The sequence below is a fragment of the Selenomonas sp. oral taxon 920 genome (genome assembly GCF_001717585.1).
Taxonomy (GTDB): Bacteria; Bacillota; Negativicutes; order Selenomonadales; family Selenomonadaceae; genus Centipeda.
The window spans coordinates 975,285-998,661 of the sequence record NZ_CP017042.1 but is presented as its reverse complement, the minus strand read 5'-3'; the positions used below and the strand labels follow the sequence as shown (position 1 = coordinate 998,661).

Sequence of the window (23,377 nt, the reverse complement as noted above, 5' to 3'; positions counted from 1 at the left end):
GAGTTTTTTTACGATTACATGTAGTCATCCGCCGTGCGGGTCTTTGCCTTCTTGCCGAGCCCAAGCATACGCGAGATACGGTCAACGATGACATAGAACACAGGAATGAGGAAAATCCCAAGAATGGTAGCAAAGAGCATGCCGCCGACAACGGCGACGCCCATGCCGTTACGCGCCGCAGCACCTGCACCGGATGCCATGCAGAGAGGCAGACAGCCGATGATGAACGCGAACGATGTCATGAGGATCGGACGGAGACGCAGCCCCGCCGCCTGAATCGCCGCTTTCAAGGGATCCATGCCGCGATCGACGCGTATCTTTGCGAACTCGACAATCAGAATTGCATTCTTTGCCGCAAGACCGATGACCATGATGACACCGATCTGCATATAGACGCTGTTCTGATAGCCCGCTGCCGGAATGCCGATCATGCCGAAGATCGTCGCTAGGATGTACTCGGAGAAGAGTGCTCCGAAGATGCCCGTCGGCACGGTAAAGAGAACGGCGAACGGTACGCTCCAGCTCTCATAGAGTGCCGCAAGACAGAGGAAGACGAAGACAAGGCAGAGTGCAAGCACCTGCATGGTCGAATCCGCCGACTTCTGCTCCTCCCGGCTCTGCCCCGACCACTCGATGCTGAATCCGGAGCCTGTGTGCTTCTGGACAATCTCGGTGATGGCTTTCATCGCATCGCCCGAGCTATATCCTGTCCCCGCACTGCCTTGGATCTGGATGGAGCGCGCACCGTTGAAACGGCTGATCTGCGTCGGTCCCGTTGTGAGTTTCGGCTTGAGGAGGGTATCAAGCGGCACCATGCCGCCCTGCGAGTTCTTGACAAAGACAAACTTCGCTGCCTCTGCCTCGGTGCGATAGGTCACGTCGGACTGCAGCACAACCTTGTAGGTGCGCCCAAACTGGTTGAAGTCATTGACCTCATAGCCGCCGAAGTTGACCTGCAGTGCCGTAAATACATCCGAGAGCTGAACGCCGAGGTTCTTGACCTTTTCGCGGTCGATCTCATACTGATAGCTCGGTGCGTTGATCTTAAACGTCGTCCGCACGCCCTGCAGCTCGGGACGCGTGCGTGCCTCGGCAAGAATCGCATTCACGATGTCGTTGAGCTCCGTGTCGGAGTGCCCGCTCATGTCCTGCAGCTGGAGCGACCAGCCGCCGACATTGCCAAGACCCGGCAGTGCGGGCGGATTGATGGCGATAACGAGAGCCTCGGGAGCCTCCATCGCACCCACACGGAACATCGTGCCGACTGCGGCGGCAACGGACTCAGCCAGCCCGGCACGCTGCGACCAGTCCTTCATACCGACAAAGACGACCGCGCCGTTGGAGTTCGCACCACCCGCAAGAATGTCGAAGCCATTGATGGACATGACGGCGCTCTGTCCCTTGATCTCACGCTGTGCCGCCTGCTGGATCTTGTCCACGGTCTTCTGTGTCTGATTCGTAGACGTTCCCGGCGGCAGCTGAATCGCGATCATCAGATAGCCCTGATCTTCCTCGGGGACAAATGTGGTCGGCAGATTCCGATAGATGATCACCGTGAGACCGCAGACGATGAGCAGGAAGATAACGGCAACCCTCGCCTTGCGGATAAACTTGCTGACAATGCCGACATAGCCCTTGCGTGTTGCGTCGAACCAGTTGTTGAAGCGATCAAAGAATCGATCGAGAACACTCTTTGTCCCATTCTCCTTCTTCGGCTTCAGCATGAGCGCACAGAGCGCAGGTGTCAGCGTCAGCGCAACGAAGGCAGAAATGGCCATCGAGATTGCAATTGTGAGAGCGAACTGCTTATAGAGCACCCCCATCATGCCGCCAAGGAAGGCAACGGGGACAAAGACTGCCGCAAGCACGAAGGCAATTGCGACAACAGGCCCCTGCACCTCCGACATCGCCCGTTCCGTTGCATCAATCGGAGTGAGCCCGCTCTCCATGTGATGCTCGACATTCTCGATGACGACAATCGCATCATCGACAACAAGACCGATCGCAAGCACCATCGCAAAGAGCGTCAGTGTATTGATGGAGAAATCCAGCAGAACGAACGCGCCGAATGTTCCGATGAGGGACACCGGCACGGCAAGCAGAGGGATGAGCGTTGCACGCCAGCTCTGCAGAAAGAGGAAGATGACGAGCACGACGAGCAGCAGCGCTTCAACGAAGGTATGCACAACCTCCTTGATGGATGCGTTGATGTAGTCCGTACTGTCAAAGACCGACTTCATCTTGAGTCCGGGCGGGAATGTCTTCTCCGCCTCCTCGAGGATCTTGCGCACCTCAGCAAGGGTAATCATCGCGTTCGCGTCGGAGGTCAGCTGAATGCCGAAACCAACGGCGGGGTAGCCGTTAAATTTCGCAACAATATTATTTTGACGCTGACCCGTCTCAATGCGTGCGACATCCTTCAGGCGAACAAAAGTGCCATCTTTACCCGAGGCAATGATGACGTTGCCAAATTCCTCAGGCGTTATGAGACGCCCCTGCACCTTGCCTGTGTACTGCTTCTCCTGTCCGTTCTCTGTCGGCATACCACCGACCGTTCCCGCAGGTGCCTGCACGTTCTGCTCGTTGATTGCCTTTGTAATGTCCGAAACAGTAAGACCAAGCTCCGCAAGACGATCCGGATTCATCCAGACGCGCATCGCGTAGTCCGCACCGAATACCTGCACCTCGCCCACGCCGCTGACACGCTTGATCGCATCGAGGAAGTAGAGCGTTGCATAGTTCTTCATGAAGGCGCGGTCGTATGTGCCATCCTCGGAGTAGAGTGAGACGAAGTACGCCATCTGTCCCGAGGATTTGCGCGTTGTAACACCTGCCGACTGCACGGACGACGGCAGACTCGCATTTGCCCCCGCTGCATTGTTCTGCACCTTGACAGCATCCATATCGCCGTCCGTACCAACCTCAAATGTAACAGAGAGACTGTAACGCCCCGTATCATCAGAGGTGGAGCTCATGTAGTCCATCCCCTGTGTGCCGTTGATCTGCTCCTCGATGACCTGCGCCACCGTCTCATTGACAACGGCAGCACTTGCTCCTGTATAGTTCGCCGAAACAGCAACCGTCGGCGGTGAGATCTGCGGATACTGTGCAATTGGCAGCGAGAGCCCCGCAATCGTTCCGATAATGACGATCATCACCGCAATGACAATCGCGAAAATCGGCCGATGGATGAAAAATTTTGCCAAAGGATCTCCTCCTTACTGCGCGGGCGTGAGCTCACGCGTGTTGAAAGTGGAGGAATCCCCCTCGATGGAGAAACCCATCTCGTCCGCCGTCACCATCGTCACGGCGAGATCACCGCCCTCCTGAAGTGTGGTCAGCCCTTCGACCACAACGATGTCGGAGGTATCGAGACCGTCCTTGACGACGTAGTAGCTGCCGATCTTTTCACCGAGCGTGACCGTGCGTGCAACCGCCTTGTTGTCTTCTCCAACGAGCATGACAAATGACTTGCCGAGGAGCTGCTGAACGGCACGCTCTGGAACGAGTACGGCGTTCGGAATAATGTCGCCGATAAGGCTGACACGTGCGAACATCCCCGGCAGGAGCAGCCCATCCGGATTGTCAAAGAGCGCCTTGACCGTGAGCGTTCCTGTCTGCGCCGCAAGTGCGCGGTCAGAGGTCACGATGTGCCCGATGATCGGATACTTCGAACCGTTCGAGAGCGTCAGCTCCACAACAACCGCACCGATGCCGCCCGTCTTTGCCGCCTGCTCGACAAAGTTCAGATACTCGTTCTCCGAGAGGCTGAACTGGGCAAAGATCGGGTTTGACGATCCCATCGAAACGAGGGTCGTCGTTCCCGCCGAAACGAACGTGCCCATTGCCACATCATCCACAGAGAGCTGTCCAGACATGGGGGCATAGATGACCGTATCATCGAGGTTTTCCTGCGCCTGACGAACGAGTGCCGTATTGGCCGCAACCGCCGCCTCATAGGCATTTACCTGTGCCTGCTGCGTGGAGAGCGTCTGCTCGGAGACTGCGGCACTCGCATAAAGCTGCTGATAGCGTGCGAGATCCGTGCGTGCATTATTCAGCGTTGCCTCGGACTGCGCAAGGACTGCCTGTGCTTGAAGGAGCGCGCTCTCATATTGGCGGGCATCGATACGGTAGAGCGGCTGCCCAGCCGAGACGAACTGTCCGCCCACAATGTATTTTTCCACGATATTGCCAGAGACACGGGATCGGATCTGCACCTCATCCGTACCCATGATCTGTCCCGCGTAGACATGTGTCAGCGGCGTATCCTGACGCAGAACATTCATCGCTTTGACCGCCGTTGGGCGCGCGCCTCCCGCCTGCTTATCACCGCAGCCGGACAGAAGCGTTCCGAGTGCAAAAATCGCAGCAACCAAAATGCCAAGACCTTTTCGGTTCTCAAACAAATAAAAGACCTCCTCTTTCCCATTCCCCACAAATGCTTGCTAACACCTTTATGAAGAAGGGCAGGTATCCACGCGGGAGTCCCTGCCATATCATGTTCATATTATCGGAGCAGGCAAAAAATGTCAAGAAATGATGCGTACTCCAATACAAAGTTTAATTAGAGTTTAAGGTGTTACGAATTCGTCTCCCCTCTGCTTCATTCCTCTAAACACAGAGGCGGCTGCTTGCCCCACCGTTTCGTTTTTGCTGCGTCCGTACTCCTCTTCAACAGCAAAAGGCTCGCTGCATAATTTTGCAGCGAGTAACTTGTCCCTCAAAAGTAAGACTTAGGAAAACTAACTTTTCACGCGCCCCATGCGGGGCGCGACCAACGATGCGCCTCGGATTCCTGCCAGTCAAGGAGTTTCAATCCACGCACCCCGTGTGGGGCGCGACCTCTGTCACAACGTCCTGCGCGTTGTACGCCTTGTTTCAATCCACGCGCCCCGTGTGGGGCGCGACTGTCCGGGGTTGCGCGAGACCACCTTGTCAAAACGTTTCAATCCACGCGCCCCATGCGGGGCGCGACCGGTTGCGCCGTTGGCTTTGATGTACCCGTCTCTGTTTCAATCCACGCGCCCCATGCGGGGCGCGACGGTCAATCCCATGCGCGAGCATCTTTGCTCGGAAGTTTCAATCCACGCGCCCCATGCGGGGCGCGACCTGCCTTCTTGGCGCTTTCGGCTGCTTGTCGTGTGTTTCAATCCACGCGCCCCATGCGGGGCGCGACCCATGGCGATGTCCCCGTAGATGCTCCGCACCTTGTTTCAATCCACGCGCCCCATGCGGGGCGCGACAATCCGCCTAAAAGCCGTAACAACTGGGTCAATGTTTCAATCCACGCGCCCCATGCGGGGCGCGACCGTGCAGCATATTCGCAACTTGTCGATGCGCTCGTTTCAATCCACGCGCCCCATGCGGGGCGCGACGATTTTGGGTATTGGTGAGCCCCATTCCAACAGAGTTTCAATCCACGCGCCCCATGCGGGGCGCGACTGCGGTTCTTCTTGCCAATGCCCGCGCCGATGCAGTTTCAATCCACGCGCCCCATGCGGGGCGCGACTTCATCTTTTGCAAGCTCTGCATCAATCGCCGAAAGTTTCAATCCACGCGCCCCATGCGGGGCGCGACCGACATCTCACGCGCCAACGCACAGGCACTGCAGTTTCAATCCACGCGCCCCATGCGGGGCGCGACCACGCATTTTTCCGAGCAGGTCTGGCACAACCACGTTTCAATCCACGCGCCCCATGCGGGGCGCGACCCGCCCGCGATTTCTTGTAGGCGGCATAGGACGGGTTTCAATCCACGCGCCCCATGCGGGGCGCGACTACAGGCAATGACCCTCTCAAAGCGTATCGCAAAGTTTCAATCCACGCGCCCCATGCGGGGCGCGACCAACATCATCAAGTACACCGCTCGTTTGGGCAAGTTTCAATCCACGCGCCCCATGCGGGGCGCGACTGCTCTTTGACTACGGCGGCGGATGTGTCGTCGGGTTTCAATCCACGCGCCCCATGCGGGGCGCGACGCGTGCTTTGCGGAGCTTATCCTCATCCGTCATGTTTCAATCCACGCGCCCCATGCGGGGCGCGACCATAGCTTTAACTCCTCTCCCTGTGCGGTCTGGTGTTTCAATCCACGCGCCCCATGCGGGGCGCGACTTGGGTCTATGTCTCCATCCTCTGCGGCCCACTGGTTTCAATCCACGCGCCCCATGCGGGGCGCGACGCGCGATGCAGATCGATACAAGCACGGGGCAGCTGTTTCAATCCACGCGCCCCATGCGGGGCGCGACGATGATGGCAGGTCACGTCCCGCCGATATGAGGCGTTTCAATCCACGCGCCCCATGCGGGGCGCGACATGGATTTGATGATGACAAAGTCCTATGAGCCGCAGTTTCAATCCACGCGCCCCATGCGGGGCGCGACCGCCGTCTCCATCGTCTTTTCGTTGCACTGCTTGTTTCAATCCACGCGCCCCATGCGGGGCGCGACAGGCATCAATATCGTTGTTATCCTTGTACTGCGCGTTTCAATCCACGCGCCCCATGCGGGGCGCGACTATGACAAGACGACACCAATCCAAGAGCGTATCGTGTTTCAATCCACGCGCCCCATGCGGGGCGCGACAACGATGCCGCAATAGATTTGCCCCCAGCAGCGGGTTTCAATCCACGCGCCCCATGCGGGGCGCGACTTCAGACAACAAGTGACCGTGCTTTTCGCCCAAATGTTTCAATCCACGCGCCCCATGCGGGGCGCGACGGCAACTGGAGTCACGACTTCCCCCTTTTGCCACGTATTTATGGGTATTCCTCTCCACAAATACGATTTTCTCGGCACCTAAGACCCACGCCCCTCCTGCGGCATGATTCTCGCACCTATATTTTTACATTCTGTTTTCTGTTCACTTCACCTTCGCACTCAGTAATGAATGTTCAGATGATGATGGCCGCCTCCAAGTCATAGGACTCTTTAACACCATAATGCGTTACTTTCGGTCCTTTGTCCTTTCCGAGGTAGTAAAATCGCAGGCTGTCTTCCTGCAAGTCAATGATATCCAGCAGCGCAAGTTCCAATTGCTTGCATTGGGTTGGATCCACCTTACACTCAAAGACAGAGTTCTGCACGCGCTGACCATAGGCTCTGCATTTTCGTGCGACCTGGCGCAACCTCCTGCGCCCATCAGCGTCAACTGTACTGATATCATAGGTGATCAAAACATACATAGCAAGTACCTACTTCCACAAAAATGGCGGGTAGGCATCAAGATCCCCACGCAGATGGCGTGCAAGCAGCATTGCCTGCACATGAGGAACAAGCCCCCATTTGATTTTTTCCTCTAAAAAAGGATGTGTCATCACCCCTTCTTTGTGTGCATGCCATGCCTCCAGAATCTTTTTACGTCCATCATCGGTCAGATATACGGCGCCGCCCTCTTCTAGGCGAAAATCCTTGCCGCTGATCTTCTTGGTATTGACCATGGAAAATGCCGTACGGTCCGCCATCGGGCGCAGTTCCTCCATGAGGTCAAGTGCGAGTGACTGTCTGCCCGGGCGATCACGATGCAGAAAACCGACATAAGAGTCCAATCCCACCCCTTCAAGTGCCGCCCCTACATCATTCATGAGGAGGGCATAGAGGAAAGATAAGAGACAGTTCATATTGTCGAGCGGCGGTCTGCGGTTACGCTCAGTAAAAAAGAACTCTCCTTTTTGTTTGAGTATCATATCATCAAATACCGAGAAATAGCTAACAGCAGCCTTCCCCTCGACGCCGCGGAGTTCCTCCAGATCAGATGCACACGTTGCCTCATGACAGGATGTCTGGAGGAAGTCACTGACACTCTGAAATTTCTCCTTATCAATTCGCATGGCATAGTCTCTGTGCGTCCGCTCGATCATCCAGCGCGCATTATAGATCTTGCCAAGGATGAAGTTCTTCGCAAGCGCAAGACTGGCAGTCTCATCATCTGCACGACGATACTGCTCCCTGCGCAGGAGGACATTGCCGTTCATCTTGCCGATAACGCGCGCCTGAAATCTTCCCTCCGGGCTCATGAACGTCAATGCAATATTTTCCTCTGCGCATTTCCGCATGAGCGCAGGGCTTGCCCCCGTATAGCCAAAGGTTGTGATCTGCTCAAAGTTATGGAGTGGAAAACGAGCCAGTTCCTTTTCCTCCCGAACGACCACAACATTGCCGCCGTCCAACGCCAAGTACGCCTCATCCTGATTGACAAAAAGTGTGTTCAAAAGAGGCTTCATCCCTCTGCCAGCCTCCTCTCAAGATAATGTTTGGCAGACTCGAGCCGATTCAATTTCGGCACACAGATATTGTTGAGAGAGCAGTTCTTGCAGCCTTTTCGGTGCTTCACGCGCGGGGTATGTCCACTCAGGATATACTGCCGCATTTCCTGCACCAGAACCGGGATCCGCGCTTTCAGTTCGTCCGAAAATGTGACCTTAACCCGACGGCGAATCTCCCCATAATACAAATATCCGAAGGGGATATCTGTCACTAGCATATCCTCGAGGCAGAGTGCCTGAAGGGTCAGTTGGAGTACATCCTCCTCCCCCTCCTTGGGGCTTCCTCGCTTATACTCTATTGGGACGATGCGATAACTGCTCTGATAGGAGGGAATACTTACTCCCGTAGGGTCCGCGTGGAATTCGACAACATCGCAAGCTCCGGAAATTCCAATCCGAGGGGATGCTACGCGCATTCCACGCACAATGATCTTATTGCCGCGCTTTTCCTTGATGTTCTCATCGTGCGCCCTTTCGTGCAGGGCATTCCCCTCGACGGTCAGAACATTTTCCTGCCAATGCTGCTCGAGATGAATCAGCCCCCATTGACGAGGGCAGAAGGCATAATGCTGAATCTCCGAGAGCATGAGATACTCTTCCTCAGCATAACCCATATCAATCGACCCGACTTCCCTCGACGTATTTTTCAATGCGAACGCCACCGATTTCATAGAGCGGCGCATCGTCAAATACATAGTCATCCAACTGTTTCGGCGTATCCATGCCATCCTTTTTCTGCGCCGACACGGAGCGATGCACCTTCGCACTCGATACCGCCCCTATCTTATTCGCATGCTCGATCCAGTAGAAGCGACTCATCTCCATACTGCCCTCAGGGCGCGCGGAGGAGGCATCATTCTCAAAGATGGTGAGCAGCGCCTCTTTGACCTTTGCTGCATCCTCGTCACTGAATCCCGTCTTTTCGGCAAGTTGAACATTGATGCTCCCCTGAAATTTGTATACGCCGAAGTCCGCACGATACTTCATCCCCATCGTGTCCGAGCCTTTCTTATCGCCTGGCTCATTGTTGACACTCTTCGTGATCTGAACGCCCGTGATGGTGACAGGATCGAGGCTGACGGCATCATGAATCGTGACGGGGCCGCGCACACCGACGGATACGCCATCAGTATCTGTTGATTCAGATTTCTCTTCTTTGTTTTTTCTCTTATCCTGTTTTTTTAACGCAAAAACCTGACCAAAAGCTCGAACATCTATCCACGCGCTGCATGCTTCTCTTTCAAATTTCAGCCGCATTTCTCTTTTGTTTTCCACTCCTTGATCTTTTCCTTTGCCCTTATTCATTTGAGCCAATATCGATCCAACTTTTGGATGTTTTTCTACGCGAGAACGAATACTATCACAGCCATCGTCAGAGCGTTCATCTGCCTGGACAAGAATTCTCTCACCTGCATCCTGCAGGCGATTCCGTATTTTACGCTTAATGCATACTTCGGTCATTTCCCCATAACCATCGTAGTTGGTACGAGGCTGATTCCCATTCAACGGATCTCCATTCGGATTCGCGTGATCCACAACAATAAATCCAATAAAATCAATTTTCTTTTCCAAAACAGCCATCATTTATTCTCCTCTCTCATTGCATCCTTCTTATTCTCTTTTCTGAACACATACCGTTGACAGGATAATCCCAAAAGGAACTCAACCTCTAACGGTGCATTCGAGCAAAACTCCCCATCATCAAACATAGAGATAATTTCATCGATAAGCGCTATTTCTTTTCCTCCAAACTTTTCCCGTTTCGCTTGATAAGGGAGAAGCTTTTTTTGTATGGTTTCCCATGTCGAAGCCGGTCGCGAGGAAAAGATATTCATATAACGCATTGCGTTGGTGATACGAGACCCTTTTTCCTCTGCAGTGAATGTTTCGCGCTCCATCTGATCGGCAACAGCCAACAGCCTGCCAAACAGATATGACCGATTCGTCTTTCTCTCATTCAATGCCACAGTATATACCTCCTTTTTACGATTCAACCGATTGCAGATAATAGAGCAAGCAGGTTCTAAAATCAGATGCTCCCATTTTTTCAATGGATCACATATTGCCCTTCTTACCACTCGGCTATACGCCATTCGCTCCATATCTGCAGGCAATGGAACACCTTGGACAATGGAGAAGAATATTCTGTGAAGTTCCATCTTCATCTGCTTATCACTGACGTTATCACCACGATATGCATAAACCAGCTTTCGTGGGCTAGGAACTCCAAAGTAGGGTGGATACCAACCTGGATTTTTCTTGTCCGTTTTATCTTGATTTCGCTGATACCACTGACCAGCTGTATGCCATTTTTCGATTCGTTCGATAAAGTCCTCGCCCGCCATCTCGCCGTAATAGCAGATAGAAAGCCGCCCCTTATTAGTCACTGCGTCTAGGATTATGACATTAACCTGACTCGTCTTTGCACGCCGAAAATCATGCCGATAGCCATCCAACGCTTTATGCAGATTCTGAGCCCACATTTTCAGAGTATCCGGCTGCGCCGCCTCCATAGGTCTGCGCTTGTGTATCAATCCCTCCGTATCATCAAAGACGGAAGGAATCGACACGGAGTTTCTGCCCCATGCAAGGAACACACGCCCATCAACGTTTTTTCCTTGATTCTCAACAAGCCATCGCAAGGCATTCATCGATTTTTGAACGGTTTCTTCTCCAATTGAAAGACATTCCTTTCCTAAAACAAACCGTCCACGAAAAGTAAAATTGTCTTCATCATTGGAAGAAATAAGCCTTGTCCCATCTCCATGCGTTCGAATTCCTCTGGTATCAGGTTTCTCAATAGTTACCATCTTCTTTCCTGATCCATAACAAAGAGACTTGGATGAATTCTCATAGAATAGCCTGCTGTAAACATTTCTATAAGAATCTTGTACCTCTTTGTCACGCCAAGGAGCAATGTGCCCCTCTATGCTGAATCGAACAACCGATGATAACTTTGATTTTATTTTTTTCTCTGTCGCAATCTTCCTTTCAATTAAGTCATAAATTAAGTCATGCTGACTGATATATGCATAAACTGCTCGCACAATCAATGGAGAATCTTCTTGCTGCACCCACTTTGCGAGAAGCTCTTTATATGCCCCATAAGACTCCCTATCTTTACTAGATGGATTTTCAATAAATTTCTGGTAGTCTCTGGACACATACGACAGGTTATCAAACAACGGATGCGGCACTGGTCCCGATGTTCTTGGGTATGGCGTACAAGGCATCGACGTTGCGCGTTCTTCTTTAGGAAGTTCAAATGCATGAATAAAGTCTCCATTTTCTCCCAATACTACTTCGAGCCATGCATCATGTATGCTATACCCCATAGGAGATAAAGCAACCTTCATACCCTCAACATCATCCCTGCCGGCAAAGCGCTCGTTCTCATCATAGGTCTGCACCAGCTGTTCCACCCAGCTCATAATCTCCCCCCTTCCAATTCCTCCCATTCATCTGCAGCAAAGGTAACGCTGTTCTTATCGAAGAGCTTGCTCTTCACCTTGCGAATGTCGCGCACAAGACGGCATTCCTCCGGGCGCGGGAAACGAATCACACCGTCTTCCATTACCGGCTGCCAAAGGCGCACCTGTAGCATATTTCCACCCGTTTCATCGGCATAGTTAAATCCATGAAACATCGTGCCGAGCGGCATCTCGCCCGCAGAGTCATAGTACCCTGCCCCCTCTCCATAGGTCACAGGCTCGACATAGCCCTGACACTCGCGCGTGCCGAGGAAGATGTCGCGCCGTCCGCCGCGCTCCACCATCCTCTTTGCGATATTGTGATGCTTATGCTCATCCCTGTCCGCTGCCAGCTCCTTTCGATGCAGATTGAACTCGAAATGCGCACGCACCTGATAGCACACATCACTCAGATATGTATAGATGGAGAGTTCGTTGCGACCACCGCTATACTTCATCGGCTTCACACCACGCGACTGCGTTGTGATTCGATTCATGACACGCACCTCGTCAACCACCCAATATATTGTGGGTTTCCAGTAGATGCTTTCGATAATCCCCTTCAGCGCCTGATACGTCGGCACAGAATAGGAGGAACGCTCGCCACCAATCTTCGTGATCGGATCGGTAAAGAGCGCCATCCTCCCATATACCTGAAACTCAATCGAATTCCTCATAAATTCACCTCCTTAAATGGAGCAGTAAGTATTCCCCTGCTCCTCCGTCTGCACACCGAATGCCTCATTGTAGTATTCCTCGCGCAGTGCCATCACCCCGCTCTCCGTCCGCCAGACTGCACCAAGTCCTTCGAGTTCTTTTATCTCATACGAAAAGAGGTTAACCATATATTGCTGCGCTGATTTCATCTGCTTTCCGATTGATTTCCTGTCGAAAATCCTGTCATCAAACGCGACAATCATATCTTTCCCTCCCGCATAGGGAACAAGTACGGCTTCGGTATGTGAATCAATGACGATAAAGGCACGCCCCGCATCCCGAAATGCCTGCCTAAAATAAGAATCGATCCTATCCCCGCGTCCCATACGAGCCTGCACGCCTGCGCTATTAGCGCTTAATAAGTCAAATATTGTATTTTGAGTATTTAGAGGATAGCGCATTTCTTTCCCAGTACGCCCAGCATAAAACCTGCGAAAGTACTCCTGCATGACTGAGGGACTTAAAATTGTATTTGCCGCTCGATCATAAAGCATAACGCGGGCAATATTTTTCCCGTGACGAATGTCTTTCAAGTGATCAAGATTTTCATCGGCACATTCAAAAACCCGAACTATCCCCTTCTCCATTTCCCCGTGCCGATTACACCGCCCTGCAGCCTGCGCGATGGAGGAGAATCCTGCTAGAGCACGATAAACCACGGGAAAAGACACATCAACCCCCGCTTCAATCAGCTGTGTACTGATGCAAACAAGTCTTTTCTCCGGATGATTTTTACGCTCAGCAAGCGCCCTTCGAAGTTCTTTTAAGGTTGCTTTACGATGTGCCGAGCACATCTTCGTGCTAAGGTGCACAATTTGTATCTCTTTATCTGAAAGCTGTATCTTTTCCGAAACAGCCTGATAGATTTCCTTCGCTTTTTTCGTGAGATTCACAATACAGAGTACATCCCCGATTTCTTCCACGCTTTTGCAGATTTCTGAGGCAATCTCCTCCGCAGACCACCCGCCATAACGATAACAATTTTCAACATCTACCCTTTCGAATCCTTCAAATGTCTTTTCAATATCCGAGGTCATGGCTGCGTTGTCACTGAGATTGATTGAAACATCTAGCTTCTCCAAAGGTGGCTGGGTTGCCGTACACAGAACCGCTGTAATGCGGCAGAAATCTTTAAGAAAATTCATAGCTGCATTGAAAAGAAAAGTACATCGTACAGGAAGAGTCTGTATCTCGTCAAAGATTACAATGCTGTCCTGCAGAGAATTCATCCTGCGAATGGAACTGTTCCCGCCAGCAAAAAGTGTGTTGAGAAACTGCACCTGTGTTGTAAAGATGATGGGCACATCCCATCGTTCTGTCAGGATACGGCGCCAGTCCATACTCTCAGTGTCTTCTCCGTCCGCCTCGGTAATGACATTGGAATGATGCTCCAGAATTGCTTCATCCACGCGGAAAATATCGCGAATTTCTTTGACGTTCTGGTCGATGATCGAGGTGTAGGGTATGACGACAATGATTCGTTTCTTTTGATATCTCTGTGCATGCTGTAGGGCAAAACGCATGCTTGCCAGCGTTTTCCCTCCGCCCGTGGGAACACAAAGCCTGAAAATTCCCGGTTCCTCCTCCGCAGCTTTCAAACAATCATCGCTGATTTTTTTGCGCAGCTGTGCAATCTTCTTTGCTTTTGGTTCCTTCGGCAGAGAAAAACCCGCAAGTTTACACTCCAATTTATCAGAGAAATCCGCCCATATCTCAGCAGTTTCCCATTTATCTGTCAGTGGTCTATCCAGCTCAAATTCCGCGCTGTCCAAGCGATCTGCGTCAACCAGCATACTAAGCAGGAGTTTGTGTACCATGCCCCAGTAAAAACAATATGCTTCATTCATCTCGTCATCCGGGCAATGTACGGCACGCGCAATTTTCGCATCCAAATCGGCAATCTCATAAATCGACTGTTCAAATATTCCATTAAGTTCTTCCTCCGCAATCACTTCACTGAAAAAATATTTGAGATCGACCCGAGAGAGTATATCCGCCTTATCGTTACGGCGAAGAAAATCAGAAGATTCATCTTTTCCATCTTGTCCATAATAATTCAGTAAGCCAGTATGATGTGAAAAAATCACAAGCGATGCGATTTCTGCAACAAACCTATAATCTGCATTCTTTCTTCCATACTGTACCAACAGCAACTGTCCGCCCGCCGTCGAGTGATCCACATCACCTGCACGGCTGTAATTCCCAGGATTCTTGCGGCACCAGTCAAGATACTCTGCAAACTCCGCCGTACACTTACCGAGATCATGGAGTATGCCGATGAGGCGCGCCATCGATGACAGACCGATACCTGCTGCATATGTCGCCATAAGGTCGCCCACGCGCAGGAGATGGGCACGCATGGTCTGCTTCGCTGATCCGTCGCGTCGGATATGAGCAAGATACTGTTTCATCTCTATCACACTCCGCCTATATATTTCTATATATATTCTAAATCTCCTGTCTATTTATTTCACTTTTATCTAATATTTATAAAAAATACTCCCTTATATGTCGTGTAAGACATTCAAGGGAGTAAATCTAAAATGCGGTCTCTATATCATCCATCCAGCTCGGCCAACATCCTACCTCCATAGAGATCTGACCAATCATCCGCAAATGACTGAATGGCATCTGTTACAACCTTCTTAGCAAAGATCTCGCGCAGGACGCTTGGACTGACCGTGACGGAATGCGCGCCTGCAAGGATGGCGCGGTCGATCTGAGCGGGCTGTTTGAAGCTCGCGGCGAGAATCTCCGTCTCATAGCCGTAGTGATTGATGATGCCAGCAATGTTGCCGATGACATTCGCTGCGTCCACACCGAGTGCTTCCATACGGTTAAAATACGGCGCGATGCAGTCTGCGCCCGCCTCGAGCGCGATAAATGCCTGGTCCATTCCGTAGACCGCCGTTGCTGTTACGTTTGCCCCCTGGCGCTTGAGCGCTTTGATGACCTTCACACCCGCGAAGTCAACGGGGACTTTGATATAGACCTTCTCATCCACGTGTCGGAATATGGCTTCCGCATCGCGCATCATTCCGTCGTAGTCTCGTGCCGTCACCTGGATATGCAGCGGGCGCAGGCTGCCGATGATTGTGCGAATCTCACGCATATGTGCGAAGAACGGAACTGCACCTTCCTTCTTCACGATGGTGGGGTTGCTCGTCACACCTGCAATAGACAGATATTCGGAGAGCTCTCGAATCTCATCAAGGTTTGCTGTATCAAGTAAGTATTTCATGCTCCCATTCCTTTCAAAACAAGAACAAAAGCTCACCCGCCCGATGGCAGGTGAGCTTTTGGGTTGATTTACGCATCGAGTGCTTTGCGCATAGCGGCAATCAGCTGAATGCCGCCGTCAATGTCGCCGTCGATGATGCGCTTGACGACAGCACTGCCGACGATGACACCGTCCGCCTGCTTGCCCGCGCGCGCTGCAGCCTCGGGCGTACCGATGCCGAAGCCGATGGCGAGCGGTACATCCGTATAACGACGCGCGGCCTTGCAGACATCTCCGATGATGGAGTAGTCGATCTCTTTGACGCCCGTGACGCCATAGTTCGAGATGCAGTAAATAAAGCCGCGCGCATCTTTGCATGTCTCCTGCATGCGCTCTTCGGTCGTGCCGGGCGTAATGAACTCCGTGAGTGTGAATTCATGCGCAGCACAGATGCGGCGCATGTCCTCGGACTCCTCATGCGGCACGTCAGGGAAGATCACGCCGTCCATGCCCGCCGTCTTGAAATCCTCAACGAATTTCTCGAAGCCGTAGTGCTGCACCATGTTGATGTAGCCCATGCCGATGAGCGGAATCTCTGAGTGCTTCCGAATCTCCTTGACGACCGCGAGCGCTTTTTTCATGGTCATGCCGTTCTTCAGCGCAATGACACTTGCCTCCTGAATAACGGGACCGTCCGCCATTGGATCGGAGAACGGCAGTCCGAGTTCGATCACGTCTGCGCCTGCCTCCTCGGCACGGCGCACGATGTCCACGGTTGTCTCCGCGCTCGGGCATCCTGCAGTCACGTAGATATAAAGCCCCTTACGCCCCTCGGCACGGAGCTTTGCAAGTTTTTCATCCAACCGCTTGCTCATACGATCTCCTCCCCCAGCTCCTTTGCGACCATCTGCACATCCTTATCGCCGCGTCCCGAGAGACAGACGACGACATTCTCGCCCGCCTTCGTCTCGGGCATGAGTTTTTCGAGATAGGCAAGCGCGTGCGAGCTCTCGAGCGCGGGGATGATGCCCTCGATGCGCGAGAGACGCTGGAACGCCGCAAGGGCTTCCTGATCGGTTACAGAAACATAGGTAACAATCCCCTCATCCTTGAAGAAGGAGTGCTCGGGGCCGACACCAGGGTAGTCCAGTCCTGCCGAAATGCTGTATGCCTCGATCACCTGTCCGTCCTCGTTCTGGAGGAGGTAGCTGTATGCGCCATGAAGGATGCCGGGCGTGCCCGCTCCGCTGAGCGTCTTGGCGTTGTCTCCGTCCGCATCGCCGCGTCCGCCGCCCTCGACGCAGAACTTCTTCACATCCGCATCATTGCGAAAATCATAGAATGTCCCGATCGCATTGCTGCCGCCGCCGATGCACGCGACGAGGTAGTCGGGCTTTCCGTCAAACGCCTTTGCCGACTGCATGCGGATCTCCTCGCCAATGACCTTCTGGAAGTCGCGCACCATCTCCGGATACGGATGCGGGCCGACCGCAGAACCGATCACGTAGTAGGTATCCGTGATGTTCGTCGCCCAGTAGCGGATCGCCTCACTCGTCGCATCCTTGAGCGTCCCCGTACCGCTTGATACGGGGATGACTGTCGCCCCGAGCAAACGCATGCGGAACACGTTGAGCCGCTGACGCTCGACGTCAACCGTCCCCATGAACACATGACACTCCATGCCGAAGAGGGCCGCGACCGTCGCCGTCGCGACACCGTGCTGACCTGCGCCCGTCTCCGCAACAATGCGCTTCTTGCCCATGCGCTTTGCAAGCAGCGCCTGTCCGAGCGCGTTGTTGATTTTGTGGGCACCCGTATGCAGAAGGTCTTCGCGTTTCAAATAAATATTCGCTTTGCCGTAGTGCTTCGTCAGCCGCTCGGCAAAGTATAGATTCGTCGGACGTCCCGCATACTCTCTCAGGTAGCCGCGAAACTCCGTGAGAAACTCCTCATCCTCACGATATTTCAGATACGCCTCTTCCAGCTCGTTCAGTGCGGGCATCGCGATCTCGGGCACATACTGCCCGCCGTAGTCGCCGAATCTTCCCTTCTTGCTCATATATCATTGCTCCTTTATTCCAACTTCGGATAGTTCCCCTGCAAACGCGCCGATATCGGCAGCACGCACAAGCCCCTCGCCGACGAGCACGCCCTTGCAGCCCGCCTCATAGACGCGTACGGCGTCCTCGCGTGTAAAGATGCCGCTCTCACTGATGAGCGTGCGGTTCTTGTCCGCGTGTGGCAGGAGGTCGAGTGTCGTCTGGACGCTCGTCTCAAAGGTCACGAGATTACGGTTGTTGATGCCGATGAACTCCGCCGGCGTCTGTTGTGCGATCTCAAGATCGGCGCGGTCATGCACCTCGACGAGGGCATCCATCCCAAGGCTCCATGTGAGGTAGAGCAGCTCTTTCAGCTCCTCGGGCGTCAGGATGCGTACGATCAGCAGCACAGCGTCCGCACCGAGGGCACGCGCCTCGTAGACTTGATACGGGTCGATGATAAAATCCTTGCGCAGGAGCGGCGTATCCACACGCGCACGCACCGCTGCAAAGTCCTCGTTGCTCCCGAGAAAGTGTGGATCGGTGTGCACGGACAGCACCGCTGCGCCCGCCTCCGTGTAAATATCGGCAAGTTCCGTGACGCTGTGCGCAGTCGTCAGCCGCCCCTTTGCAGGCGACTGGAGTTTGCACTCCGCAATCAGTCCCCAGCCCCGCCATCGGAAGTGCTCCGCCATGCGAAACGTACCGCATGGAAGATCTGTTTTCAGGTCATTCAGCGGGACGCTTTTCTTCGCCTCTGCCACGATTGCGCGCTTCTTTTCTACGATTTCAGCTAATATATCGCGCACACTGCACCTCCTTCGGACTTCTGTAATTTCAGCGTCATGCGACGTATTCTCCATTCTAGTGGAGGACAGCGCATTTGTCAAATATCTGCCGCACGTACAGCATTCATAAAGGCTCTGATTTTCGTCTCGGACTTCTCTCCACTCTCTTCCAGTCCGCCCGATACATCCACGCCAAATGGGTGAAATACACTGGCAGCTTTGCCCACGTTCTCTGCCGTGATGCCGCCCGCAATCAGCACTGGTTTCGTCACACGCGCAATTTCTCGCGCCGCCTCCTGCCAGTGGAATGCCGTTCCCGTGCCGCCCGCCGCGCCCTGCACATAGCTGTCCACAAGGATCATCTCGGCAGGGTACGCGTTCGCCGCATCCGCATCGAAATCATTCCCGTAGCGATATGCCTTGATCACAGGATACTGCGATTCCTTCGCCATCTCCGCCGTCTCATGCCCATGCAGCTGCACATAGTCCAGACCTACGAGATCAGCAATCGCGTTCACATCTGACATCGGCGCATCCACAAAGACACCGACTTTCTTTACGTGACACAGCGCACACGCAATCTCCTGCGCCGTCTCGGGCGCAACATAGCGCCGACTATTTTTCGCAAAGATAAAGCCGATGTAGTCCGCGCCCGCCTCCTCTGCTGCACGCGCCGCCGCAGCCGTCCTCATCCCGCACATCTTCACACGCATCTAATCCCTCCGTTCACATTTGTTCATCTTAGAGGCGCACACGTTATTTGTCAAATAAAAAACCTGTACTCATCTGAATACAGGTTTCTTTCAAGAGAGAATAAGCTCCGCTGCCCCCTGTTAGGGAGGCTCTGATAGACTCAGCCTTCATCTCCTGGTGCATCTTTTTTCCTGCACTGTGCTCTAGGGAAGCAATATTTCATATCATTCCATAGAGGACAGTGCTGACCCAGAGGGAAAATAAAAAGGGGCGGCCGCACGAGATTCAGATGTGAATCCGTACCGCCGTCCACCTTTATGATGTTTCTCAGTTCAATACAATTTTGCTGTAGTCCGCCGTATGGAGGAGATAGTTGTCGACTGCCTTGAGGAGCGTCAGACGATTCGTCTTGATGCGCTCATCCTTGTCCATAACCATGACCGCATCAAAGAATGCATCGATTGCCGCCGCAAGCGCCTTCTCTGCCGCAAGTGTATCTGCGCCCTCAGCGCGTGCCGCAATAGCGTTCTCATAAGCGGAGTGCAGCGCTTCCTCCTCTGCTGCCTGAAAGAGTGCAGGATCGACAATCCCGGTCTCTGTCATGCGTGCGATATTGCCGACGCGGACGAAGGACTGCACGAGCGCGTCCGCACCGTCCGATGCAAGCAGACGCTCCACATAGGCTGCGCGCAGGGGCACGTCCGCGACGAAGTCCACATCTGCAAGCACTGCCTCCTGCACATCATAGCGTACACCGCGCTCTGTGAGCACATTCTTGAGGCGCAGGCGGATAAAATCTGCAACATAGACCTGCATTTTCTGACACAGGGACACATCAAGGTCGTAGAGATCGGATGCCTCCTCGACAAGATCGGAGAGCAGCAGCCCGCTCTCGTGCTCGATCAGCATGAGCACAAGCCCGAGTGCCTGACGGCGCAGGGCAAAGGGATCCTGCGATCCAGTCGGAATCCTGCCTTGACTGAACGTGCCGACGATGTTGTCAATCTTGTCCGCAACGCTGAGTGCGAAGCCGAGATCGCTCTTCGGCAGTTCGTCACCCGCGAAGCGCGGCATATACTGCTCGTCAATCGCGCACGCAACCTCCAGCTTCTCGCCGTCGAGGAGGGCATATTCGCGTCCCATGATCCCCTGCAGCTCCGTGAACTCCGTGACCATACCCGTCACGAGATCTGCCTTCGACAGCTCTGCTGCACGGCACGCATCCGGCTCCATCGCCTCATAGGCAGCCGCATCGGGTGCGAGTTCCTCGACGATTGCCGTAACGAGCCCCATCAGGCGCTCGGTCTTTTCATACATCGAGCCAAGCCCCTGCTGGAACACGACAGTTTTCAGCTTCTCGCGATGCTCTGAGAGCGACTTCTTGCGATCCTCATCAAAGAAGAACTGGGCATCGGCAAGACGTGCACGCAGAACGCGCTCATTGCCGTGCGCGACAACGTCCAGATGCTCCCTGCCGCCGTTCCGCACGGTAATAAAGACAGGAAGAAGGCTGCCGTCTGCTGCCTTGACGGGGAAGTAACGCTGATGGTCGCGCATGGGCGTAATGACCGCCTCGGCAGGCAACGCAAGGTATTTCTCCTCGAACGATCCGCTGAGCGCAGTTGGGTACTCGACGAGATAGAGAACTTCCTCCAATAGATCCGGGGTGATCTCCGCCGACCCGCCGCACGCCTTTGCCACTTCGTTGATCTGCTCCGTAATCATGGCACGCCGACGCTCCTGGTCAACAATGATGTACGCCCGTTCACATGCCGCCTCATAGTCTGCAGGCGATGTGATCACAAAATCCTGCGGGGCAAGCGTGCGGTGTCCGCGCGAGGTGTTCCCGCTCGTGACATTTGCAATTGTAAAGGGCACCACCTCCGTTCCGTAGAGCGCAACAATCCAACGGATCGGACGGATAAAACGAAAGTCGAGATCGCCCCAGCGCATACTGTTCGGCAGCGGAACCGCGCGAATCAGCTCCGGCAGGAGTTCTGTAAGAAGCTGCATCGTCTCCGCGCCCTTCTCATATACAGAGGCGTAGACATAGCCATCGCGCTGAGTGAGTGCGGACGGGTCAATGCCCTGCCCGCGTGCAAAGCCTGCGCCCGCCTTTGTCGGATTTCCTTCCGCATCAAAGGCAATGGCAACTGAGGGGCCACGCGTCTCCGTGCTGACATCCTCCTGCCGCTCGGCAAGCCCCGTCACAAGGAGTGCCGTGCGGCGCGGTGTGCCAAGCGTGCGCAGGCTCTCATAAGCAAGGCGACGCTCTGCGAACATATCCCCTGCCAGACGTTTCAAATCGTCAAGGAGATGGGGCATGACATGCGCGGGAACCTCCTCCGTCCCAATCTCGAGCAGCAGATCCTTACTCATGCCTTCCCCTCCTTCTTCAGCATCGGATAACCAAGAGCCTCACGCTGCGCGAGATACGCCTCCGCACACAAACGCGCGAGTTTACGGACACGCCCGATGAACGCCGTACGCTGCGAGACGCTGATCGCACCGCGAGCATCGAGCAGATTGAACGCATGCGAGCATTTCAGCACATAGTCATGTGCGGGATGCACATGGCCTGCGCCGATGACGCGCACCGCCTCTGCCTCGTATTTGTCAAAGAGGTCAAAGAGCAGCTCCTCATCCGAGAGGTCGAACGCATAGGTTGACTGCTCGAACTCGTTCTGATGGAATACATCACCATAGGTCACATCGTCCGTCCACGCGATGTCATAGACGTTCTCCACGCCCTGAATATACATCGCGAGACGCTCAAGACCGTAGGTGATCTCGACGGAGACAGGCTTTACATCATGGCTGCCGACCTGCTGGAAATACGTGAACTGCGTGATCTCCATACCGTCCAGCCAGACCTCCCAGCCGAGCCCCCACGCACCAAGCGTCGGCGACTCCCAGTTGTCCTCAACAAAGCGGATGTCATGTTCCTCGGCACGAATCCCGAGACGCGCAAGGCTCTCGAGATAGAGTTCCTGAATATTGTCCGGCGAGGGCTTCATGATGACCTGGAACTGGTGGTGCTGATAGAGACGGTTCGGATTATCCCCATAGCGCCCGTCGGCGGGACGGCGCGACGGCTCCACATAGGCGACATTCCACGGTTCCGGACCGAGAACACGCAGGAACGTCCACGGGCTCATCGTACCCGCGCCCTTCTCCACGTCATATGGCTGGGCGAGAATACATCCCTGACCCGACCAGAACTCCTGCAATGCGAGGATGACCTCCTGGAATTTCATGCAAACAACTCCTTCATCAAAAAAACCGCGTCCCTCTATAAGAATACGCGGTTTTTTCCAAAAGACAAGCCCCTACTTAAAATTATCCTGCAAACTCTGCAAGATCCTTGACTGGCGCGAGTTCACATCCTTGTTCCACTTATCGCCATAAGTTGCCGAATCATCGCTGGGCAAGAGCGCACATAGAATGATTAGAATAATGAAGAAAATAAGCGCTACACCGATGATCTTACGCTGATAGGAGGCGCGCTTTTTCCGCACACGTTCAAGCCCACGCTCCATCTCCCGTTTCTTGCGTTCCCGTATCGACTGCGCAGGGCTCGGCGTTGTGCTTCCATATGGATTCTTGGGCATAACAGCGTCCCCTCCTCTCTATTCTAAAGGCTATGCTAAAACAAACTCTGCTCCTCGTATACCGGCTCTTTCATCTTTTGGTAGCAGTAGAGTGTCGCCAGTGTATCCGCAAGTGCCCCGTGTGCCTCGGTCGTACCCCAGTCGTAGCGATAGTAGTCCGCACACTCGGTCAGCTTCCACCAACGGTAGCCGCCGCGCCGTGCATCGGGAACCTTGCGAAACGCTGAGAATGCAAGCATAACATCATGGCGATTCGGATTCGTAATGCGTATGCCCGACTGCGCCAAAAGGCGAATATCGAACTCAATGTTGTATCCGACAAGAAGCGTCTCCGGATCGTTGAACATACGTTCAAGATCGGCCTGCTGTTCGCGGATCGGCGCACAGTTCGCCACCATTGCGGGAGAGATCCGATTGATCTTCTCTGCATCCGGCCATGCAGTCTTGTGCACGGGCGCATACATCCCATCCACGAGAGGTTGGCCCGCACCGTTTACCACGGCAAGCGTCAATACCTCGTCGTCACTGCGAAAACCCGTTGTCTCGGTGTCAAAGACCAGGATCTTTTCTAGCATGA

General features: G+C 53.8%; 18 protein-coding genes and 1 CRISPR repeat array. All 18 genes read right to left on the bottom strand.

All coding sequences use genetic code 11. The features are described from left to right. Positions 1-14: 14 nt before the first annotated feature. Positions 15-3,206 (bottom strand): efflux RND transporter permease subunit, encoded by a 3,192-nt coding sequence (locus tag BCS37_RS04630; RefSeq protein ID WP_069180375.1) that lies wholly within the window; start codon positions 3,204-3,206, stop codon positions 15-17. Positions 3,207-3,218: 12 nt separating this feature from the next. Then, positions 3,219-4,409, bottom strand: coding sequence for an efflux RND transporter periplasmic adaptor subunit (locus BCS37_RS04625; RefSeq protein WP_069180374.1), 1,191 nt, complete (start codon positions 4,407-4,409; stop codon positions 3,219-3,221). A 336-nt stretch (positions 4,410-4,745) separates the two neighbouring features. Then, positions 4,746-6,718: a CRISPR direct-repeat array (repeat unit 33 nt; unit sequence GTTTCAATCCACGCGCCCCATGCGGGGCGCGAC). A gap of 173 nt (positions 6,719-6,891) precedes the next feature. Then, the gene (cas2, locus tag BCS37_RS04620; RefSeq protein ID WP_006695535.1) at positions 6,892-7,182 is read right to left on the bottom strand and encodes a CRISPR-associated endonuclease Cas2; all 291 of its coding nucleotides are present in this window, start codon (positions 7,180-7,182) and stop codon (positions 6,892-6,894) included. A 9-nt stretch (positions 7,183-7,191) separates the two neighbouring features. Continuing rightward, on the bottom strand, positions 7,192-8,220 hold the full coding sequence (gene cas1c / locus BCS37_RS04615; RefSeq protein ID WP_069180373.1) for a type I-C CRISPR-associated endonuclease Cas1c: 1,029 nt from the start codon (positions 8,218-8,220) through the stop codon (positions 7,192-7,194). Next, the gene (gene cas4, locus BCS37_RS04610; RefSeq protein WP_069180372.1) at positions 8,217-8,876 is read right to left on the bottom strand and encodes a CRISPR-associated protein Cas4; all 660 of its coding nucleotides are present in this window, start codon (positions 8,874-8,876) and stop codon (positions 8,217-8,219) included. Before cas4 ends, cas1c begins: the two co-directional genes overlap by 4 nt. Position 8,877: 1 nt before the next feature. Then, entirely contained in the window at positions 8,878-9,843 is a 966-nt protein-coding gene (cas7c, locus tag BCS37_RS04605) for a type I-C CRISPR-associated protein Cas7/Csd2 (RefSeq protein ID WP_069180371.1), read from the bottom strand. Then, entirely contained in the window at positions 9,843-11,693 is a 1,851-nt protein-coding gene (gene cas8c, locus BCS37_RS04600; protein ID WP_069180370.1) for a type I-C CRISPR-associated protein Cas8c/Csd1, read from the bottom strand. The genes cas7c and cas8c overlap by 1 nt, the downstream gene beginning before the upstream one ends. Continuing rightward, positions 11,690-12,409, bottom strand: a complete 720-nt coding sequence (gene cas5c, locus BCS37_RS04595) for a type I-C CRISPR-associated protein Cas5c (RefSeq protein WP_069180369.1) — start codon at positions 12,407-12,409, stop codon at positions 11,690-11,692. Before cas5c ends, cas8c begins: the two co-directional genes overlap by 4 nt. 12 nt (positions 12,410-12,421) lie before the next feature. Next, positions 12,422-14,860 (bottom strand): CRISPR-associated helicase/endonuclease Cas3, encoded by a 2,439-nt coding sequence (locus tag BCS37_RS04590; protein ID WP_069181547.1) that lies wholly within the window; start codon positions 14,858-14,860, stop codon positions 12,422-12,424. A 146-nt stretch (positions 14,861-15,006) separates the two neighbouring features. Continuing rightward, positions 15,007-15,690 (bottom strand): fructose-6-phosphate aldolase, encoded by a 684-nt coding sequence (locus tag BCS37_RS04585; RefSeq protein WP_069180368.1) that lies wholly within the window; start codon positions 15,688-15,690, stop codon positions 15,007-15,009. Between the two features lie 68 nt (positions 15,691-15,758). Then, the gene (gene trpA, locus BCS37_RS04580; protein ID WP_069180367.1) at positions 15,759-16,544 is read right to left on the bottom strand and encodes a tryptophan synthase subunit alpha; all 786 of its coding nucleotides are present in this window, start codon (positions 16,542-16,544) and stop codon (positions 15,759-15,761) included. Next, positions 16,541-17,728 carry a tryptophan synthase subunit beta gene (trpB, locus tag BCS37_RS04575; RefSeq protein WP_069180366.1) on the bottom strand — a complete coding sequence of 396 codons (1,188 nt, stop codon included), beginning with the start codon at positions 17,726-17,728 and terminating at the stop codon, positions 16,541-16,543. Before trpB ends, trpA begins: the two co-directional genes overlap by 4 nt. A 3-nt stretch (positions 17,729-17,731) precedes the next feature. After that, a complete protein-coding gene (gene trpC, locus BCS37_RS04570; protein ID WP_069180365.1) occupies positions 17,732-18,517 on the bottom strand; it encodes an indole-3-glycerol phosphate synthase TrpC in 786 nt (261 codons plus the stop codon). Positions 18,518-18,594: 77 nt separating this feature from the next. After that, complete coding sequence (locus tag BCS37_RS04565; protein WP_069180364.1) at positions 18,595-19,209, bottom strand: phosphoribosylanthranilate isomerase; 615 nt, start codon at positions 19,207-19,209, stop codon at positions 18,595-18,597. Between the two features lie 307 nt (positions 19,210-19,516). Then, positions 19,517-21,568 carry a glycine--tRNA ligase subunit beta gene (gene glyS / locus BCS37_RS04560; RefSeq protein WP_069180363.1) on the bottom strand — a complete coding sequence of 684 codons (2,052 nt, stop codon included), beginning with the start codon at positions 21,566-21,568 and terminating at the stop codon, positions 19,517-19,519. Further along, a complete protein-coding gene (gene glyQ / locus BCS37_RS04555) occupies positions 21,565-22,446 on the bottom strand; it encodes a glycine--tRNA ligase subunit alpha (RefSeq protein ID WP_069180362.1) in 882 nt (293 codons plus the stop codon). Before glyQ ends, glyS begins: the two co-directional genes overlap by 4 nt. 72 nt (positions 22,447-22,518) lie before the next feature. Next, a complete protein-coding gene (locus BCS37_RS04550) occupies positions 22,519-22,800 on the bottom strand; it encodes a hypothetical protein (protein ID WP_069180361.1) in 282 nt (93 codons plus the stop codon). Positions 22,801-22,835: 35 nt separating this feature from the next. Continuing rightward, positions 22,836-23,375 carry a 3'-5' exonuclease gene (locus BCS37_RS04545; protein WP_069180360.1) on the bottom strand — a complete coding sequence of 180 codons (540 nt, stop codon included), beginning with the start codon at positions 23,373-23,375 and terminating at the stop codon, positions 22,836-22,838. Between the last annotated feature and the right edge of the window lie 2 nt (positions 23,376-23,377).

What these genes read in the sequence shown, in the direction of transcription:
- cas5c (WP_069180369.1), bottom strand. Translation starts at nt 12,409, where the DNA reads ATGAGGAATTCGATTGAGTTTCAGGTATATGGGAGGATGGCGCTCTTT.
- trpA (WP_069180367.1), bottom strand. Translation starts at nt 16,544, where the DNA reads ATGAGCAAGCGGTTGGATGAAAAACTTGCAAAGCTCCGTGCCGAGGGG.
- glyQ (WP_069180362.1), bottom strand. Translation starts at nt 22,446, where the DNA reads ATGAAATTCCAGGAGGTCATCCTCGCATTGCAGGAGTTCTGGTCGGGT.
- BCS37_RS04590 (WP_069181547.1), bottom strand. Translation starts at nt 14,860, where the DNA reads ATGAAACAGTATCTTGCTCATATCCGACGCGACGGATCAGCGAAGCAG.
- BCS37_RS04550 (WP_069180361.1), bottom strand. Translation starts at nt 22,800, where the DNA reads ATGCCCAAGAATCCATATGGAAGCACAACGCCGAGCCCTGCGCAGTCG.
- glyS (WP_069180363.1), bottom strand. Translation starts at nt 21,568, where the DNA reads ATGAGTAAGGATCTGCTGCTCGAGATTGGGACGGAGGAGGTTCCCGCG.
- trpB (WP_069180366.1), bottom strand. Translation starts at nt 17,728, where the DNA reads ATGAGCAAGAAGGGAAGATTCGGCGACTACGGCGGGCAGTATGTGCCC.
- BCS37_RS04545 (WP_069180360.1), bottom strand. Translation starts at nt 23,375, where the DNA reads ATGCTAGAAAAGATCCTGGTCTTTGACACCGAGACAACGGGTTTTCGC.
- cas8c (WP_069180370.1), bottom strand. Translation starts at nt 11,693, where the DNA reads ATGAGCTGGGTGGAACAGCTGGTGCAGACCTATGATGAGAACGAGCGC.
- cas7c (WP_069180371.1), bottom strand. Translation starts at nt 9,843, where the DNA reads ATGGCTGTTTTGGAAAAGAAAATTGATTTTATTGGATTTATTGTTGTG.
- cas2 (WP_006695535.1), bottom strand. Translation starts at nt 7,182, where the DNA reads ATGTATGTTTTGATCACCTATGATATCAGTACAGTTGACGCTGATGGG.
- BCS37_RS04565 (WP_069180364.1), bottom strand. Translation starts at nt 19,209, where the DNA reads ATGCGTGTGAAGATGTGCGGGATGAGGACGGCTGCGGCGGCGCGTGCA.
- BCS37_RS04585 (WP_069180368.1), bottom strand. Translation starts at nt 15,690, where the DNA reads ATGAAATACTTACTTGATACAGCAAACCTTGATGAGATTCGAGAGCTC.
- cas4 (WP_069180372.1), bottom strand. Translation starts at nt 8,876, where the DNA reads ATGGGTTATGCTGAGGAAGAGTATCTCATGCTCTCGGAGATTCAGCAT.
- cas1c (WP_069180373.1), bottom strand. Translation starts at nt 8,220, where the DNA reads ATGAAGCCTCTTTTGAACACACTTTTTGTCAATCAGGATGAGGCGTAC.